Annotated in this window: 7 protein-coding genes; all 7 read right to left on the reverse strand. The window is 71.8% G+C overall.

Translation table 11 applies throughout. The features are described from left to right. Nucleotides 1-31: 31 nt before the first annotated feature. Genes AB0J95_RS25980 through AB0J95_RS26010 form a run of 7 tightly spaced genes read right to left on the reverse strand, consistent with a single transcriptional unit; the run spans nucleotide 32 to nucleotide 16,674 of the window. Nucleotides 32-1,150, reverse strand: a complete 1,119-nt coding sequence (locus tag AB0J95_RS25980; RefSeq protein ID WP_364762794.1) for an acyl-CoA dehydrogenase family protein — start codon at nucleotides 1,148-1,150, stop codon at nucleotides 32-34. After that, nucleotides 1,147-1,401 carry an acyl carrier protein gene (locus tag AB0J95_RS25985; protein WP_364762797.1) on the reverse strand — a complete coding sequence of 85 codons (255 nt, stop codon included), beginning with the start codon at nucleotides 1,399-1,401 and terminating at the stop codon, nucleotides 1,147-1,149. The genes AB0J95_RS25980 and AB0J95_RS25985 overlap by 4 nt, the downstream gene beginning before the upstream one ends. Further along, a complete protein-coding gene (locus tag AB0J95_RS25990; protein ID WP_364762800.1) occupies nucleotides 1,398-2,261 on the reverse strand; it encodes a 3-hydroxyacyl-CoA dehydrogenase family protein in 864 nt (287 codons plus the stop codon). The genes AB0J95_RS25985 and AB0J95_RS25990 overlap by 4 nt, the downstream gene beginning before the upstream one ends. Nucleotides 2,262-2,277: 16 nt before the next feature. After that, nucleotides 2,278-3,990 carry an acyltransferase domain-containing protein gene (locus AB0J95_RS25995; RefSeq protein WP_364762803.1) on the reverse strand — a complete coding sequence of 571 codons (1,713 nt, stop codon included), beginning with the start codon at nucleotides 3,988-3,990 and terminating at the stop codon, nucleotides 2,278-2,280. Between the two features lie 14 nt (nucleotides 3,991-4,004). Next, nucleotides 4,005-7,196: an ACP S-malonyltransferase gene (gene fabD, locus AB0J95_RS26000; RefSeq protein ID WP_364762806.1), complete on the reverse strand. Its 3,192-nt coding sequence runs from the start codon at nucleotides 7,194-7,196 to the stop codon at nucleotides 4,005-4,007. Continuing rightward, nucleotides 7,193-13,114, reverse strand: coding sequence for an amino acid adenylation domain-containing protein (locus AB0J95_RS26005; protein ID WP_364762808.1), 5,922 nt, complete (start codon nucleotides 13,112-13,114; stop codon nucleotides 7,193-7,195). The genes fabD and AB0J95_RS26005 overlap by 4 nt, the downstream gene beginning before the upstream one ends. Before the next feature lie 26 nt (nucleotides 13,115-13,140). Then, complete coding sequence (locus AB0J95_RS26010) at nucleotides 13,141-16,674, reverse strand: beta-ketoacyl synthase N-terminal-like domain-containing protein (protein ID WP_364762811.1); 3,534 nt, start codon at nucleotides 16,672-16,674, stop codon at nucleotides 13,141-13,143. Nucleotides 16,675-16,691 lie beyond the last annotated feature (17 nt).

The following is a 16,691-nucleotide window of genomic DNA, read 5'->3' on the forward strand; positions in this document are numbered from 1 at the left end:
TGTCGCTCACCGGAGTCCCTCTCGTGAGTCGTCAGGCGAAGGCGCCGAGTGCGTGCTCGGCCAGCATCAGCTCGCAGATCTCGGTGCTGCCTTCGATGATCTCCATCAACTTGGCGTCCCGGTACGCCCGTGCCACCGGGTGGCTGTTGCGGGCACCCGCCGAGGCGAGCACCTGCACAGCGGCCGCGGCGCCGGCCACCGCGTGCCGGGAGCTGACGTACTTCGCCAGCACGGTCGCCGACACCATCTCCGGCGACCGCATATCCCAGCACTGACTGGCATGTGCGCACATCCGGGTCGCGATCCGCTCCGCTGCCAACAGCTCCGCGACATGCCGGGCGACAAGCTGGTGCTCCGCCAACGGTTTCCCGAACTGTTCGCGGCGGCGTGCGTGCCCGCTCACCGAAGCAAGGCAGGAACGCAGGATGCCGGCGCACCCCCACGCGACCGAGATCCGGCCGTACGCCAAGGCAGCCGTGACCAGCAACGCGGTCGACTGGCCCCCGCCGAGGACGTCGGCAGCAGGCACACGGACCCCGTCGAGACGCACGAAGGCATGACCGGCGGCCCGGCACCCCAGCGGCTCCGGCACGCGCTCCACGGTCACGCCCGGCGCCGAGGCCGGGACGACGACCGCCGCGGCCTGCGAGCCGTAACGCCCGAAGACCACCAGCAGGTCGGCATAGCAGGCGGCGGTGATCCAGACCTTCTCGCCGGTCACCACAACGGAATCGCCGTCGGGTTCGATCGTCGTGGCCATCGCGGACAGGTCACTGCCCGCGCCCGGCTCGCTGAACGCGACGGCGGCCACCTCACCACCGGCCAGCCGGGGCAGGTGAGCCGTGCGCTGCGGCTTGTCCCCCAGCCGTTGGATGGTCCAGGCCGCCATGCCCTGTGACGTCATCAGGCTGCGCAGCGAGCTGCACCGGCTGCCGACGAACGCCGTGAGCTCACCGTTGTCCGCGCTGGTCAGCCCGAGGCCGCCGTAGCGGGCCGGGACCTGTGCGCACAACACCCCCTGGGCCGCGAACTTGCGCACGACGTCGTCGGGAATCGTGCCGGCGCGGTCCCAGGCGTCGGCCTCGTCACCGATCATGTCGCCGGCGAAGGCGATGAGCTCGTCCAGCCCGGTGGGTCCAGTCGCAGTCATTCGTCGCCGGCCTCACGCAGCCGCTGCACCAGCCCCGTCATCAGCGTGACCGTGCGGAAGTTGTCCAGCCGCAGGTCACGGCCGCCGATCTCGATGTCGAACGCCTCCTCGAGGAACACGACCAGCTCGGTGGCGAACAGCGACGACACCACGCCGCTGTCGAAGATGTCGGCATCCGGCTCCCAGCTGATCCTGGTGCGCTCCTTGAGGAACTGGGCGATCCGGTCGGCGATCACCTCGGTCGTCGTCATGAACTGATCCCTCCGTACTCGTAGAAGCCACGGCCGGTCTTCCGGCCGAAGTCACCTGCCTGGACCTTCTCCAGCAGGAGCTGGTCGGGTTCACACCCGGCGTCGCCGGTGCGCTGGTGCAGGACCCGCAGCGAGTCCGCCAGGTTGTCCAGCCCGATCAGGTCCGCGGTGCGCAGCGGCCCGGTGCGGTGGCCGAGACACCCCTCGAACAGCGCGTCGACCGTCTCCGCGGGCGCCGTGCCCTCCCGCACCACCCGGATCGCGTCGTTGATCATCGGGTGCAGCACGCGGCTGGTCACGAACCCCGGATTGTCAGCCACCACAAGGGATTTGCGACCCAGTGCGGCGAGAACGGCGGTGAGCCTCTCCTCGGCGGTGGCTGCGGTCCGCCGGCCGCGGATCACCTCCACCATGGGGATCAGGTAGGGCGGGTTCATGAAGTGCGTGCCGATGAAGTCCTCCGGCCTGGCCACGGCGTCCGCCAGCTCGTCGACCGGGATCGACGAGGTGTTGGTCACCACCGGGGTCCCGGGCTTGACCAACGCGGAAACCCGCGCCAGCGCGGCGGTTTTCACCTCGGCCAGCTCGGTGACCGCCTCGATCACCGCGGTCGCCTCCGCGCCGTCCTCCGGCGACACCGTGGTGACCAGCTCACCCCGGGCGCGGTCCTCCGGCAGCGCGCCCATCAGCTGCGCCAGCTTCAGCTCCTGCCGGACCCGGCGGCGCGCGTCGGCGAGCTTGCCGTCATCGACGTCGACCAGCGTGACCCGCAGGCCGAACCCGATGCCCAGCGTGGCGATCCCGACGCCCATGACCCCGGCTCCCAGGATCATCAGACTGTGTGTTTCCTGTTCTGACACCACACCTCCATGGCTGTCATCCGTGCGAAACGTCACCCGGCACCCGGCTCATCGCGGGTCGGTAGACCGCGGACCAGTCGACCGGGACGCCGTTGACATGGGCCGTGGCAAGGGATGTGAGCATGCGTTGCGCGTCGCTCTCGCCCATCCGCAGCGAGCCGACGACGGTGACCCGGGCCCCGGCGTCCCGTGCGATCTCCTCGACCGGCGCGGTCAGCAGTGGGTGCGAGGACGGTTCGATGAACGTGCGGAACCCGCGGCCGAGCAAGCTGCGCACGGCGCTGTCGAACTCCACCGGCATGCGCAGGTTCCGGTACCAGTACTCGGTGTCCAGCTGGGTGGCGTCCAGGACATCGCCGGTGACAGCGGAACAGAAAGCGATGTCGGTGGCCTGGTGGCGGATCTCGCCCATCCCCTCCAGAAGCGCGCTGCGGATTTCGCCGACCTGCGCTGAGTGGGAGGCGAAGTCGGCGACGATCCGCGCCACCCGGACGCCCTCGTCCACCAGCTGCGCGAAGAACTCCTCGATCGCGTCCGGCGCACCGGCCACGCTCGTGGTCGCCGGTCCGTTGACCGCCGCGACCGCGACCCGGTCGTCCCACCGGGCCACCCGCCTGCGGACCTCCGCCGCGGGCAACGGCACGGACAACATGGCGCCCTTGCCCGCCAGGGTCTCGGCGATGATGCGGCTGCGCACCGCCACCACGCGCGCGGCGTCCACTAAGGACAGTGCACCCGCGACACAGGCGGCGGCGATCTCACCCTGTGAGTGCCCTACCACGGCCGCCGGGTGCACCCCGAACGCCCGCCACACGGCCGCCAGCGACACCGCGACCGTGAACAGCGCGGGCTGCACAACGTCCACCCGGTTCATCGATGCCGCACCGCGACGGCCGCGAACCACGTCCACCAGCGACCAGTCCACGTACGGCTCGAAAGCGTCCGCGCAGGCGAGCACGCTCTCGCGGAACACCGGCGAGTCGTCCCACAGCCCGCCGCCCATCCCGCGCCATTGCCCGCCCGCACCGGCGAACACCATTACCACGCCACCGCGCGCGTCCGAGGTGCCGTGCACCACGCCCTCATGGTCACAGCCACCGGCCAGTGCCTGGAATCCGGCCCGCAACCCGGCCCGGTCGGCCCCTACGACAGCCGCCCGGCACCCGGCAGTGGCCTCAGCAGCGAGGGAGGCCCCGAAATCCGCGATGTACAGGTCCGCCAGCAGCTGTTCGGCGACCTGCCCGGCACGGGCCCGCAGCTGGGCGTCCGACCGGGCCGAGAGCAGCAACGGCCAGGCACCGGTGATGGCAGGTTCGGCACCGAAAGCCCGCACGGCGTCGAACAACGCCCTTGACCCGTGCGGAGCGAGGTCGACGACGCAGTAGCCGCGCCCACCCGCCAGATCCGCCCACCGTTTCAACACCACGAACCCGCCCGCGGCACCCGCCAGCGCCACCCGGTCGGCACCGGCACGCAGCCAGGAAAGCGCGGCCGCGACGGCGTTGCGTGCGGGCGGATCACCGGTCGGCAGGTCGTCCACCACCGGCCCGGGCATCGGGCCGTCCGCGCGTCCTTCCAGGAACACGGCGGTGGCATCGGGATCCAACCGGTCGGCCCCGATCCCGGCGTCCGCCAATGCCGCCCAGGCCGTGGCGGACACCCCGAGGACCACGACCGCGGCCCCGTCCGGCCCGCGGTCCTGGGATACAGGTGACAGCACGAAACTCACTCGGTTGCCCTCCGTCAGCGGACGAACCCGCGGGCCCGCTCGGCGAGCAGCGTCGCCGTGGCGGTCAGCAGGTGCTCGGTGATCGTGTCGACGTGGCGGCGTTGCCACTGCTCCAGTTCCGTGCCGCGGACCCAGTCGTTGAACGCGCCCATGGCGGGGCCGCACGGGATGTGGAAGTCGACCTTGCGGGCGGGGTCGCCGTCGCGGGCCAGTTCCAGGCCCTGGCTGATGTAGGTCCGGAACACGGCGGCCATGTCCCGCTTGGCGTCGCCGGTCGCGCCGATCTCGCCGAGGATCTCGGCGAACGGCCTGCGCAGGTACCGCTGCTCGATCTGCTCCCGGGTGGCCGCGTCGATGTCGGTGTACCGGTCGTGCGCCCGCCACAGCTCGTGCAGCTTCATCGCCCTGGCCGGGTAGAACAGTCCCTTGCGCGCCACCGTGTTCTTCGCGCCGAGCTCGAACATCTCGGTCCACGGCGCGATGTCCACGTCGTGCACGGACATGCTCTGCAGGATGTCCTTGGCCAGCGGGCTGGTCGCGGCCTCCACCGTGCACTGGTTGATCGACCCGGTGACCAGGAACTCCGCGCCCATCAGCAGCGCGGCCGCGGCCGACTCGGGCGTGCCGATCCCGCCGGCCGCCCCGACGTGCACCCGCTCGGGCCCGGCCGCCAGCCGGTCCCGCAGCCGCAGCACCGACGGCAGCAACGTGGCCAGCGTCGCCGGCCCGCTGAGCCAGCCGGACCCGGCCTCCGCCACGATGTCGGTGGCCACCGGCATCGTGTGCGCCCGGGCGGCCTCGTCGGCGGTGATGTGCTCGTGCTCGCGCAGGTGCCGGACCAGCTCGGCGGGCGCGGGTGACAGGAACTGCCCGGCCAGGTCGGTGCGGGCGGCCTTGGCCAGCACGTTGCCGCCCTTGAGCCGGAACTTCACCAGCGCGGGGGTGATCTCCAGGTGCCCGGAGGCCTCGACGGTGGTCACCCCCAGCTCGAGGTACAGGTCGGCCAGGGCCAGCTCCCGGTCCGGATCGGCCTGGTGGTAGGGCAGGTTCGCGCCGAACGGGCGGTCGCGGCCCAGCTCGGCCAGCACCTTGCCGATCCCGTCGCGCACCTCGGCCAGGGTCAGACCGCCCGCGCCGTAGCAGCCCATGCCGCCGGACCTGGCCAGGCGGGCGAGCAGATCCGGGCCGGAGATCCCGCCGTACATCGATCCGGCGACGCAGCCGTGCCGCACCCCGTACCGCTCCCGGAACGAGGCGGCGCCCAGGTCGATCCGGTCCGTCCGGTGATCGACGGCCACCACGGGCTGCACGGCGGACTGCACGGCGGGCTGTGCGGCGGGCTGCGGCTGCGCCTCGGCCGTCTGCTTCCTGATCTTGGCGACCAGGTTGCGCAGCACCTTTCCCGGCCCCAGCTCGACGAACTCGAACTCGCCCCGGTCGATCAGGTACCGGACGATGTCCAGCCACCGCACCGGGCTGTCGATCTGCCGGGTCAGCCGGTGCCGGATGCCCTCGGCGTCGTGCGGCTGGGCGTCGAGGTTGGCGATCACCGGTATCCGCGGCGGGGCGAACGTCACCGTCCGGAGGAACTCGCCGAACTGCTCGGCCGCGCCGGAGACGAACGGCGAGTGCAGGGCGCCGCCCACCCGCAACCGGCCGTACCTGCCACCCGCGGCCTCGACCAACGGGGCCACGGCGTCGATCGCCTCGTCCGAACCGGACAGCACCACCTGGTCGGCGGCGTTGATGTTGGCCACGTGCACGCCGTCGATCCCGGCGACCATTGAGTCCACAGTGGACAGATCGCAGCCCACCACGGCGGCCATCGCCCCGGTCGCGACCTGTCCCATCAGCTCACCGCGGCGGGCCACGAGCCGCAGGCCGGTCTCGAAGTCGAACACCCCGGCGGCGAACAGCGCGGCGTACTCGCCCAGGCTGTGCCCGACGAGGTAGTCCGGCGGGACCGGATCCTCCTGCTGACGCGCCAGGTAGGACAGCGCGCAGACCGTGTACAGCGCGGGCTGGGTGAACTGGGTCTGCCGCAGCCTGCCCTCCGGATTGCGCTCGCACAGCTCCCGCAGCGAGTAACCGAGCACGGCATCGGCCGTGGCGACGTGCTCGGGGAAGCGGTCGAACAGGCCGGCCCCCATCCCCTGGGACTGCGATCCCTGACCGGGAAACCCGTAGACCTTCATCGGAAGTCCTTCCACAGTGGTGCCGCCGGTGACGTCGGCGGGCACGGGAGCACGGGCGGCCGGCCGCGGGGCGAACGCCGAGCGAACGTCGGCGAGCAGCCGGCTGTCGCGGCCGAACATGCTGAGCAACGGATAGGAGCGGCCTCGCGAAGCTCCCAGGATCGCCGCCGTCAGGTTGTGCAGGGTGCCCGACGGCCCCAGATCGATGTAGCGGTGCGGCCCCTGCGCCTCCAGCCCGCGAATCGCCCGCTCGAACTCGATCGGCCCGGACACCACCCGCCAGTAGTGCTCGGGCGTCGGCTCGTCGACCCGGCCGGCGCTGGCACAGGAGATGACCGGGATCTGTGGTGGCCGCAGCCGCAGCCCGCGCAGGAGATCACCGCAGGCCGCCCGGCGGGAGTCGAGCAGCCGCGAGTGGAAGGCGTGCTCGACCGGCACCCGCTGGCAGGGCACGCCCGCCTCGCGCAGTGCCGCCTCCGCCCGCACCAGCGCGTCCTGCGCGCCCGAGATCACGAAGTGCTCGGGGCCGTTGCGGGCCGCGAGGTCGGTGCCATCCCGCAACTCGGGCATCCGGTTGTGCAGGGCGGGATCCCCGAGCACGGCAAGCATCCCGCCGGGCGGAAGTCCTTGCAGGGCACGGGCTTGGGACACCACGAGGCCCAGGCACTCCGGGACGGTGAGCACCCCGGCCACCGCGGCCGCGGTGAACTCGCCCAGGCTCGACCCGAGCAGCAGGTCCGGCACGATGCCGTCGGCCCGCAGCAGCTCGGCCACGGCCAGCTCGATCATCACGATCGCCGGATGGGTGACCAGGGTGTCGGTGAACGCGTCGCCGACCCGTCCGCTGCCGTACAGCCGGGCCACCACGGACTGTCCGGCCAGCTCGCCGACCATGGCGTCGAGCCGGTCCAGCTCGGCCCGGAAGACCGGTTCGCTCTGGTAGAGCTCGGCCGCCATCCGGTAGTGCTGGGATCCCTGCCCGGAGAACATGAAGACCGTCGGGGTGCTCATCGCGACGCACTCCCGGCGAGGGCCACGATGTCCTTCACGACGAACCCGCCCTCGCGGAACCCGGACAGCTCGCCGACCGGGGCACTCGCACCCCGGGCAGCGTCCAGCAACCGCTGCACGGTGCCGTCCCCCGCGTCCGCCAGCGCCCGCATCACGGCGGTGTAGGCGCCGATCAGCAGCCCGATGGACTCGTCGGTGAACAGCTCCCGGTAGTAGGACATGTGCAGGGTCATCGTGCTGGTCGGGAACACGTCCAGCCGCAACGGGAATCCCATCCGGGAGACGTAGTAGCCGGGCGGGAACCGTTCGGACGTGTCCACGCCGACGTTCTGGAACACCAGGTAGCTCTCGCACGGCAGCTGACCGGCCGGCAGCTCGCTGTACCCGAGCACCTCGTCCAGGGCCGAGTGTTCGTGGGCCCCGACCTCGGCGGTCTCGACCATCACCCGCCGCAGGAACTGGGGCACGGGCTCGGCCGCGTCCACCTTTGTCCGCAACGGCAGGATGTTCAGGGTCGGCCCGACCATCGCGTCGACACCGTCCAGGCCCGACGACCGCCCGGTCATCAGCATCCCGTGGGTGACGTCGTCGCCCGCGAAGGCGGCGACGGTGGCCGCCCAGCCCGCCTGGAACAGCACGTTCAACGTGACCTTCCGCTCCTGCACCAGGCCACGCAGGGCGGCAGACAGGTCGTCGGGCAGGTTCACCCACTGCCGCCCGAACCCTTCGCCCGCGCCGGAACGGTTGCCCGGCACAGCGGCGGCCAGCCGGGTCGGTTCGCGCAGGCCGGCCAGGGCCCTGCGCCAGTAGCCGGCCTCGGCGGCCCGGTCCCGGCGGCCGGCCTCGGCGACGAAGTCCCGGAAGCGCATCCCCTGCTCCGGTGCGGCGGGCCGGCCGGCGACCAGGTCGGCGATCACCCGGTCGAACTGGTTGGCGATGATGTTGAAGGACCACCCGTCCAGGCACAGGTAGCTCAGGCTCACGACCATCAGGCAGTGCCCGTCGTCCACATCGGCCACGAAGTACCGCAACCCGGCCGGGACACCCGGGTCGACCCCGCGCTCCCGGTCGGCGGCGAGATGGCGCTCCAGCGCGGCGTCCTGCTCGCTGGGTGCCATCCGGCGCCAGTCGGCGAACTCGAACTCGACCACCGGCTCCCGGTGCACGACCTGCACCGGCTCGGCCAGGCCCGTCCACACGAAGGAGGTCCGCAGCACTTCGTAGGCCCGGGCCAGCTCCACCGCGGCGGCCCGGAAGACCTCGGGATCCACCAGCCCGCGGGGCATCGCGGTCAACCGGTGGACCTGGAAGGCGCCCTTGGCCGGGTTGGCCAGCATGCTCCGCAACGCCCAGGACTGGAACGGCGCCAACGGGTAGACGTGCTCGACCCCGGGCTCGGCCCGCAGCCGGGCGATCACGTCACCGTCCGGTCCGGCCCCCGGGCCGGCAGCCTCCGTATCGCCGACAGTGTCCACAGTAGACACAGCAGCGGCGAGCGACCCCAGCGTCTCGTGCAGGAAGATCATCTGCGGGGTGATCCGCACACCGCGTTTGCGGGCCGCCGACACCACGTGGATGGTGTGGATCGAGTCGCCGCCGAGCTCGAAGAAGTTGGCTCCGGTGCCGACTCGCGCGACGCCGAGCACCTCCGCCCACACCTCGGCGAGGACACGCTCGGCACGCGTGGCGGGCTCGGCGGACTCGTCGGCGGCGTCGGTCAGGTCGGGCACCGCGGCCGGCAGGGCGCCCCGGTCGAGCTTCCCGTTGGCGTTGATCGGGAACCGGGTCAGCGGCACGAACGCCGATGGCACCATGTAGTCCGGCAACCGGTCCTTCAGGTGCGCGCGCAACCGCGGTACCAAGGCAGCGGCGGCTGTGGCGAACGACGGATCGGTCGCGGTGTCCTCGATCCGCTCGACCTCGGGTGGCACGTCGGCGATCCACCGATCCCGCGTCTCCGCGGTCGTCAGCACCACGTCGTACCGGCCGTCCACCGCACCCCGCGACCACGACACGACCGCGGTCCGGCCAAGCCGGCGCGCCAACTGCCACCACACTTCGGGATGGACCGCACCCTCCCGTCGCGTTGTGGGTCGGGCCGCCAGCACCGGTGCGAGGTCCTCGGCCCCGGCCTGGTCGAGTTCGGCCAGCGCACCGGCCACATCGACGAGCCGGGCGTTGGGCACACCGCGGACCACCAGTGCCTCCGGCGCTGTCTCCCGGACCGCGTTCTCCACCGCTGCCAGCGCGGTGCCGGACCACTCGATCACCGTTTCCGGTACCCGCTGCTCGACCTTGGGGCCGACGTGCAGCACGACGTCGTACCGGTACCGGGTCATCTCGTTGTCCCGCTCGCCGCGCCGCAGCTGCGTCTCCACCCGGCCGATCCGTGGGTTGTCCCGGCGCACCAGCTCGAAGAACGCCGGATCCAGCACCAGCTCACGGTCCCGCGCGGCCGCGTGCCGAATCTTCGTCCGAACTTGAGCGGCGCTCCGGCCCGCCGAACGACGCAACTCGACGTCCGCATGGAACGTGTCGAACAGGTGCAGCGCCCGCACATCGCCGACGAACACCGTGCCGCCGTCGGCGACCACGCGCAGCGCGCCGGCGATGACCTCGCGCAGATATCCGGGATCCGGGAAGTACTGCACCACGGAGTTGATCACCACCGTGTCGAACTGCCCCGGCTCGAACCCGTCCAGCTCGTGCGCGGCCAGCACGTGCAGCCGGACCGCGGCCAGGTCGGCCCGCGGCGCCACGACGGTCTCCCGGACCTTCCGGATGGCGGTCGCCGACATGTCGATGCCGTGGTACTCAACGCAATGCGGGGCGATCCGGGCCAGCAGCAGACCGGTACCGCAACCGATCTCCAGCACCCGTCGCGGGCCCGTCTCAAGCACCCGGTCGACGGTGGTGCCGACCCATTCCCACATGTCCATGGGGGACAGGGGTTCGCCGGTGTAACTGCTGTCCCAGCCGCTGATGTCGAACTCGGGTTCGCTGACGTCCTCGTCGTAGACGCGGTCGAAGACGTCCCGCCACTCCTCGCCACGCTCGTCGGCGGCCTGGTCCGGTTCCGGCTCCGGCACGACGTAGGCGACGAGCCTGCTGCCGTCGGCGTCCGGCAGCACGATCGCCTCGCGCACCCCTGGGTGATCGGTCAGCGCGGTGGCGACCTCGCCCGGTTCGATCCGGTGTCCCCGCACCTTGACCTGCTGGTCGGCCCGGCCGAGGTACTCCAGCTCGCCGCCCGGCAGCCAGCGCACGAGGTCGCCGGACCGGTACTCGCGCCCGCCGGGACCGTCGGCGAACCGTTGCGCGGTCAGCTCCGGCCGGTCCAGGTAGCCCTTCGCCACCCCGTCACCGCCGACGAACAGCTCGCCCCGCACGCCGATCGGGCTGGGTTCGCCGTAGCCGTCGACGACCCGCACGGACAGGTCCGGGATCGGCCGGCCGATCGGCGATCCCGGCGACTTGCGGTCCAGGTCAGCCCTGGTGATCTCGCGGTAGGTCACGTGCACCGTGGTCTCGGTGATGCCGTACATGTTGATCAGGCGGGGCCGCTGGTCGCCGTGCCGGTCGAACCACGGCCGCAGGCCGGCCACGTCCAGCGCCTCACCACCGAAGATCACCAGCCGCAGCGCCAGGTCCCCGGGCGGCGCGGACTGCTCGGCGGCCATCAGGTGCCGGAACGCCAACGGGGTCTGGTTGAGCACGGTCACCCGCTCGGTGCGCAGCAACCGCAGGAAGTCCTCCGGCGAGCGGGAGACCGCGTGCGGGACCACGACCAGCGTTCCGCCGTGCGCGAGCGCTCCCCACAGCTCCCACACCGAGAAGTCGAAGCTGAAGGAGTGGAACAGGGTCCAGGTGTCCCGCGGTCCGAAGTGGAACCACTCCTCGGTCGCGGTGAACAGCCGGGTGACGTTGGCGTGGCTGACGATCGCGCCCTTGGGCGTCCCGGTGGAGCCCGACGTGTAGATCACGTACGCCGGATCCCGCGGGTCGGCGTCCGGCAGGCGCCCCGGGTCCGCGGCGGGCGGATGGCCGTCGGTGCTCAGCACGGTCGCCTCGCCGGTGGGCAGCCGGCCGGCCAGGTGCCGCTGGGTGACGACGATCCGCACCTTGCTGTCGCCGATCAGGTACTGGATCCGCTCGGCCGGGTACGCCGGGTCCACCGGGACGTAGGCCCCACCGGCCTTGAGGATGCCGAGCACGCCCACGACCAGCTCGGCCGACCGCTCGGTGGCCAGCGCGACGAGAGTGCCGCGCCCCACGCCCTGGGCCCGCAGGGCGGCGGCGAGCGCGTTGGCGCGGTCGTCGAGTTCGCGGTACGTGAGACTCACCCCGTCGCACCGCACCGCGACCGCGTCCGGGGTTGTCCTGGCGTGCCGGGAGAACAGCTCGTGGACGAGCTCGTCCGGCACCGGGGCGGTGTGCGAGCGGGGTCCCCACTCGGTCTCGATCCGGGCGCGCTCCTCGGCGGTCATCACCGGCAGCCGGTCGATCGTCGTGCTCGCGTCGCGCGCCACCGCGTCCAGCAGCGTCCGGTAGGCCGCGAGCATCCGGTCGATGGTGGCCTGGTCGAAGACCTCGGAGTTGTACTCGACCTCGACCAGCAGGTCGTCGTTGCGGTCGACGACGCTGATCCACAGGTCGAACTTGGCCGTGGCGTTGCGGACCCCGGAGATGCGTTCCACGGTCAGCCCGGCCGGCGAGCGCAACGGCCGCGCGGGCAGGAAGCTGAAGCACACCTGGAACAGCGGGTTCTGGCTGAGGTACCGGTCGGGACGCAGCGCGTCGACGATCGCCTCGAACGGCACCTCCTGGTGGCGCTGCGCGCCCGCGGCCGTCTGCTGCACCCGTGTGACCAGCTCGGCGAAGGTCTGCTCGCCGTCGACCTGCGTGCGGTGCACCAGCGTGTTGACGAAGAACCCGATCAGCGGCTCGATGTCCACGTGTGTCCGGTTGGTGACCGGGGACCCCACGGCGATGTCGCCCTGCCCGGTGTAGCGGTGCAGCAACGCCTTCAGCGCCGCGAGCAGCACCGTGAACAGGCCAACGCCCTGGCCGCGGGCCAGGTCCTGCAAGCGGTCGCGCAGCGCACCGGGGAACACCAGCTCGGCGTCGCCGCCGTCGAAGGACTGCACGGCCGGCCGGGGCCGGTCGAACGGCAGCTCCAGGTGCTCGGTGCCGCCGGCCAGCCGCTCACGCCAGTACGACAGCTGGTTGTCCAGCCGGTCGCCGCTGAGGTACTCCCGTTGCCAGATCGAGAAGTCCGGGTACTGGACGGGCAGCTCGGCGAACGGCGACGGCCGGCCCGCGGCGAAGGCGTCGTAGAGCGTGAGCAGTTCCTCCCAGAACAGGCCGAGCGACCAGCCGTCGACCACGACGTGGTGGGCGTTGAGGAACACCACCCACTCCTCGTCGGCCCGGCGCAGCAGCACGACCCGCAGCAGCGGCCCCTCGGCCAGGTCGAACGGCTGCCGGGACAGCTCGGCGATCCGCGCGTCCACCTCGTCCGGCGCGTGCCGCAGGTCGTGCGTGACGACCGGGATGCTGAGCTGCTCGGCGACGCGCTGCCACGGCTCGCCGTCCTCGTCGGGCAGCGTGGTACGCAGCGCCTCGTGCCTGCGGACGATCTCGTCGACCGCCTGCCCCATGATCTCCGGACGCAGCGGGCCACGGATGGCGAACGTCATCACGACGTTGTAGGCCGGGCTGCCGGGCACCATCCGGTCGAGGAACCACAACCGGTGCTGCGCGAAGGACAACGGCGCACGGGTGCCGGGGGCACGGCGCGGGATGCCGCCCTTCCTCGGTCCTTCCTCCCGCCGGCCGCCGGTCAGCTTGGCCAGCAGCGCCTGCTTCTGCGGCGACAACCGGGTGCGGCCCGCGCTGACTTGCTCGTCCAGCGACATGCGAAAGCTCCTCTCGTTGGCGGGGGTCAGGCGAGCATCTCGGCGACGACGCTGTCGGGCAGCTCGTCGATCCGGTCGACCAGCTCGGACTCCACGACCTGGGCCATGCCGGTGATGGTCCGGGCGTCGAACAGGCCGCCGAGGTCCAGCTCGATCGGGAACCGGCCGCGCAGCCGGGAGATGACCTGGGTCGCGAGGATCGAGTCACCGCCCAGCTCGTGGAAGTCGTCACCGGCCTTGACCTCGCCCAGGCCAAGCACTTCAGCCACGGCCTCGGCCACCATGGTCACCAGCGCGTCGCTCTCCAGGCTTGGCACCGGCGCCCCGTCCGCAGGTGCGGCCGGTTGCCGCGCGGCCTCGGGCAGCGACGTCTCCGCGGCCGTCGCGGTCTCGGTGGCGCCCGGGTTCTCCGCCAGGACAACGGATTCCATGGCCCGGTCCTCGCGGGTGGCGAGCATGGAGAACGACCGCACCGAGCCCAGACCGGCGTGTTCGAGCGCACGCCGCCACATCGGCGCGCTCAGCAGCGGGCCGTCCGGCAGCCGCTCGTCCTGGAACGACCACCAGCCGGACATGAGCCCGAACGTCAGCGTCGGGAACCGCTGCACGCGGGTGACCTCGAGCAGGATGAGCACGCCGCCCGGCCGCAGCAGCGACCGCGCGTTCGCGAGGGTCCGGTCGATGCGGGCGGTGGCGTGCAGCACGTTCGTGGCCAGCACGATGTCGTAGCCGCCCTCGGCAACACCCTGTGCGGCCGGGGAACGCTCGATGTCGAGCACCGCCGTGTCGAGGAACTCGTACTCCCGGCCGTACCGGTCGGCGCCGTAGCGGGTGAAGCCGCGGGAGATGTCGGTGTAGGTGTACCGCACCTTGCCGGCGTGGCCGGCCAAGGCCGGCAACACCTTCGCGGCCGTGCCGCCGGTGCCCGCGCCGATCTCCACCACCGCGACCGGGACCTCCGGGTCACGCGCCAGCCGGGCCGCCACGTACTCGCGGACCATCCGGGCGACGAGGGCGTTGGCGTCCTGATCGCTGTGGTAGATGTCGCCCACGGCGTCGAACTTGCCGTCCGGGAACAGCACCTCGTGCGCCTTTCGCTTCCCCGTCAGCACATCCGGGTAGGCGTCCAGGCAGGACGTCAGCAGCCGGGCGAAGCCGCCCATCGCCGGCCTGCTCGCGACCAGGCCGCTGGTCACCCGCTCCACTTCGGACAGATCCCAGCGCAGGGTCATCGCCGCACAGGCATCGGTCGTGGTGAACCGGCCGTCCTGCTGGGTGAGGTAACCGGAGTCGGCCAGGAAGTTCAGCAGCGCCGTGATCAGGCGGCGGTGCTCGGCGACGATGCCGAGCCTGCCGACCAGATCATCCACTGTGTACTGCTCGCCCGCGCCGGTGAACACGCCCATGCGGCGCAGGGATGCCAGCAGCAGCCGGTCGCACAGCCCGCCCAGCTCGCTGACCAGTTCCTCCTCCGCCATCGCGGCCTGCAGGCTGGTCCGGTCGGGATGTTCGTCGAAGTGCGCGGCGGCCGCGGCGTCCAGTTCGGACAGCATGGACGGCACACCAGGCGTCGTGGACACAGTGGACTCTGCGTCCATAGTGGACTCTATGGACGCGTGCCCGTTCGTGGCGGACGGCGGCAGCATCGGCGCTTGGCCGTTGGTGGGCCGTTCGATCGGCGTGCCGTCGGCCCAGGCGTGGCCGTAACGGTTGCGTTCGAAGGGATATCCGGGCAGGCCGATCCGCCGCGGTGCGGTGCCCAGGTGCAGGCGTGCCCACGACACCGGCTCCCCCGCCATCCACTGCCGGGCCTGCTCGGCCAGCTCGGCGGGGATGGCATCAACCTCCCCGCGTTCTCCGACCGCGACTCGGTCCAACTCTGCGGCCAGTTCGCCGGTCGAGCCCGCGACCACGAAAGCCCGTTCGGGCATCGCCTCGCGGCCGACCTGCAGGGTGTAGGCGACATCGGCGAGATCGGCCCCGGCGAGCGGTCCACGCAGGGCCTGAGCGAGTTCGGCCGCCTTGGCCTGCAGGCGTTCCGCGGAACGCGCCGACAACGGCACCAGCTGCAGACGAGGTGAGGCAGGCTGCCGGTCGGGCACCGGGTAGTCGGACAGCACAAGGTGCGCGTTCGTCCCGCTGTAACCAAAGGAGCTGACCGCCGCGTACCGGTAGCCGTCCGGCCCAGGGGTCCATGGGCTCTCCTGCGTGACCACACGCACGGGCGCTGAGTCGAAGTCGATGTGCGGGTTGGGGCTGCTGAAGTTCGCCGCCGGTGGCACCACACCGGCCCGCATGCCCAGCAGCACCTTGATCACGCCGAGCACGCCCGCGGCGCCCATGGTGTGGCCGATGTTGGCCTTCACCGACCCGATCGGGCAGTACCCCTTCCTGTCGGTGAGCCCGGCGTAGGCGGAGGTGATGCCCGCGATCTCGATCGGGTCGCCGAGCGTGGTGCCGGTGCCGTGGGCCTCGAAGTAGCCGAGACGGTCCGCCTGGACCCCGCTGCGGCGCAGGACATCGCGCAGCAGCGTCGACTGCGCGTGCACGCTGGGTGCGGTGATGCCGGAGGTGCGGCCGTCCTGGTTGGTGCCACTGGCCCGGATCACGCCGTGCACGCGGTCGTTGTCGCGGATGGCGTCGGACAGCCGCTTGAGGACGAGCATGCCCACGCCTTCGCCGACGAGCATGCCGTCGGCCTGCGCGTCGAACGGCGTGCACCTGCGGGTGGCCGAGACGGTTCCCAGGTTCTGCATGGTGAGGAACACGCCGGGGTGGTTGATGACGTACACGCCGCCCGCGAGCACCATGTCGGCCTGGTCGGACAGCAGCAACCGGATGGCCACGTCGATGGCCACCAGCGACGACGAGCAGGCGGTGTCCACCGCGAGCGCGGGCCCGGCCAGGTCGAGGTGGTACGCCAGCCGCGCGACCATGACGCTGGTGTCCGATCCCAGCAGCGAGTGCGCGGTGTACTCCGCCTGCGGCGCAAGGCCGGTCGTGCCCACGACGGTGCCGACCCGTTGCCCGCGCAGGGAAGCGGCGTCGATCGCGGCGTCTTCCAGTGCGTGGTAGCTGGATTCCAGCAGCACGCGCTGAGCGGCGTCCATCGCGGCCGCCTCGGTCGGTGAGATCCGGAAGAACGCCGGGTCGAAGGCGTCGGTGTCGGGCATGGCGCCGTACCGCGGCAGCGCGACACCGCTGAACGCCTCACCGAACATGCGCAGCGCCACCGGGTCGGAGATCTCCCGCGTGACGTCCCGGCCCGCGCGCACCAGGTCCCAGAACCGGTCCGGGTCCGGCGCGTCCGCGGTGCGGCAGTGCAGCCCGACCACCGCGACGGCCTCCGGCGGGGCGTGCGCGGCCAGCACCGACTCGACGTGCGCGGCGAGCCTGCCGATGTCCGGGTGGTCGGCGACCACCCCGCTGGACAGGTTCGTGCCCAGCGCCGCGTTGATCGCCTCCACCAGCGACACCGACCTGGCCAGGTCCAGTCCGGCGATGGTGGTCAGGTTCAGTTTGGCCGCGGCCTCCTGGACCACCCGCTCGACCTCGGACATGTCTCTCCTTCCCGGTT

Origin of the sequence: Actinocrispum sp. NPDC049592, assembly GCF_040675465.1 — a bacterium.
GTDB lineage: Bacteria > Actinomycetota > Actinomycetes > Mycobacteriales > Pseudonocardiaceae > Kibdelosporangium.

What these genes read in the sequence shown, in the direction of transcription:
- AB0J95_RS25980 (WP_364762794.1), bottom strand. Translation starts at nt 1,150, where the DNA reads ATGACTGCGACTGGACCCACCGGGCTGGACGAGCTCATCGCCTTCGCC.
- AB0J95_RS26010 (WP_364762811.1), bottom strand. Translation starts at nt 16,674, where the DNA reads ATGTCCGAGGTCGAGCGGGTGGTCCAGGAGGCCGCGGCCAAACTGAAC.
- fabD (WP_364762806.1), bottom strand. Translation starts at nt 7,196, where the DNA reads ATGAGCACCCCGACGGTCTTCATGTTCTCCGGGCAGGGATCCCAGCAC.
- AB0J95_RS25985 (WP_364762797.1), bottom strand. Translation starts at nt 1,401, where the DNA reads ATGACGACGACCGAGGTGATCGCCGACCGGATCGCCCAGTTCCTCAAG.
- AB0J95_RS26005 (WP_364762808.1), bottom strand. Translation starts at nt 13,114, where the DNA reads ATGTCGCTGGACGAGCAAGTCAGCGCGGGCCGCACCCGGTTGTCGCCG.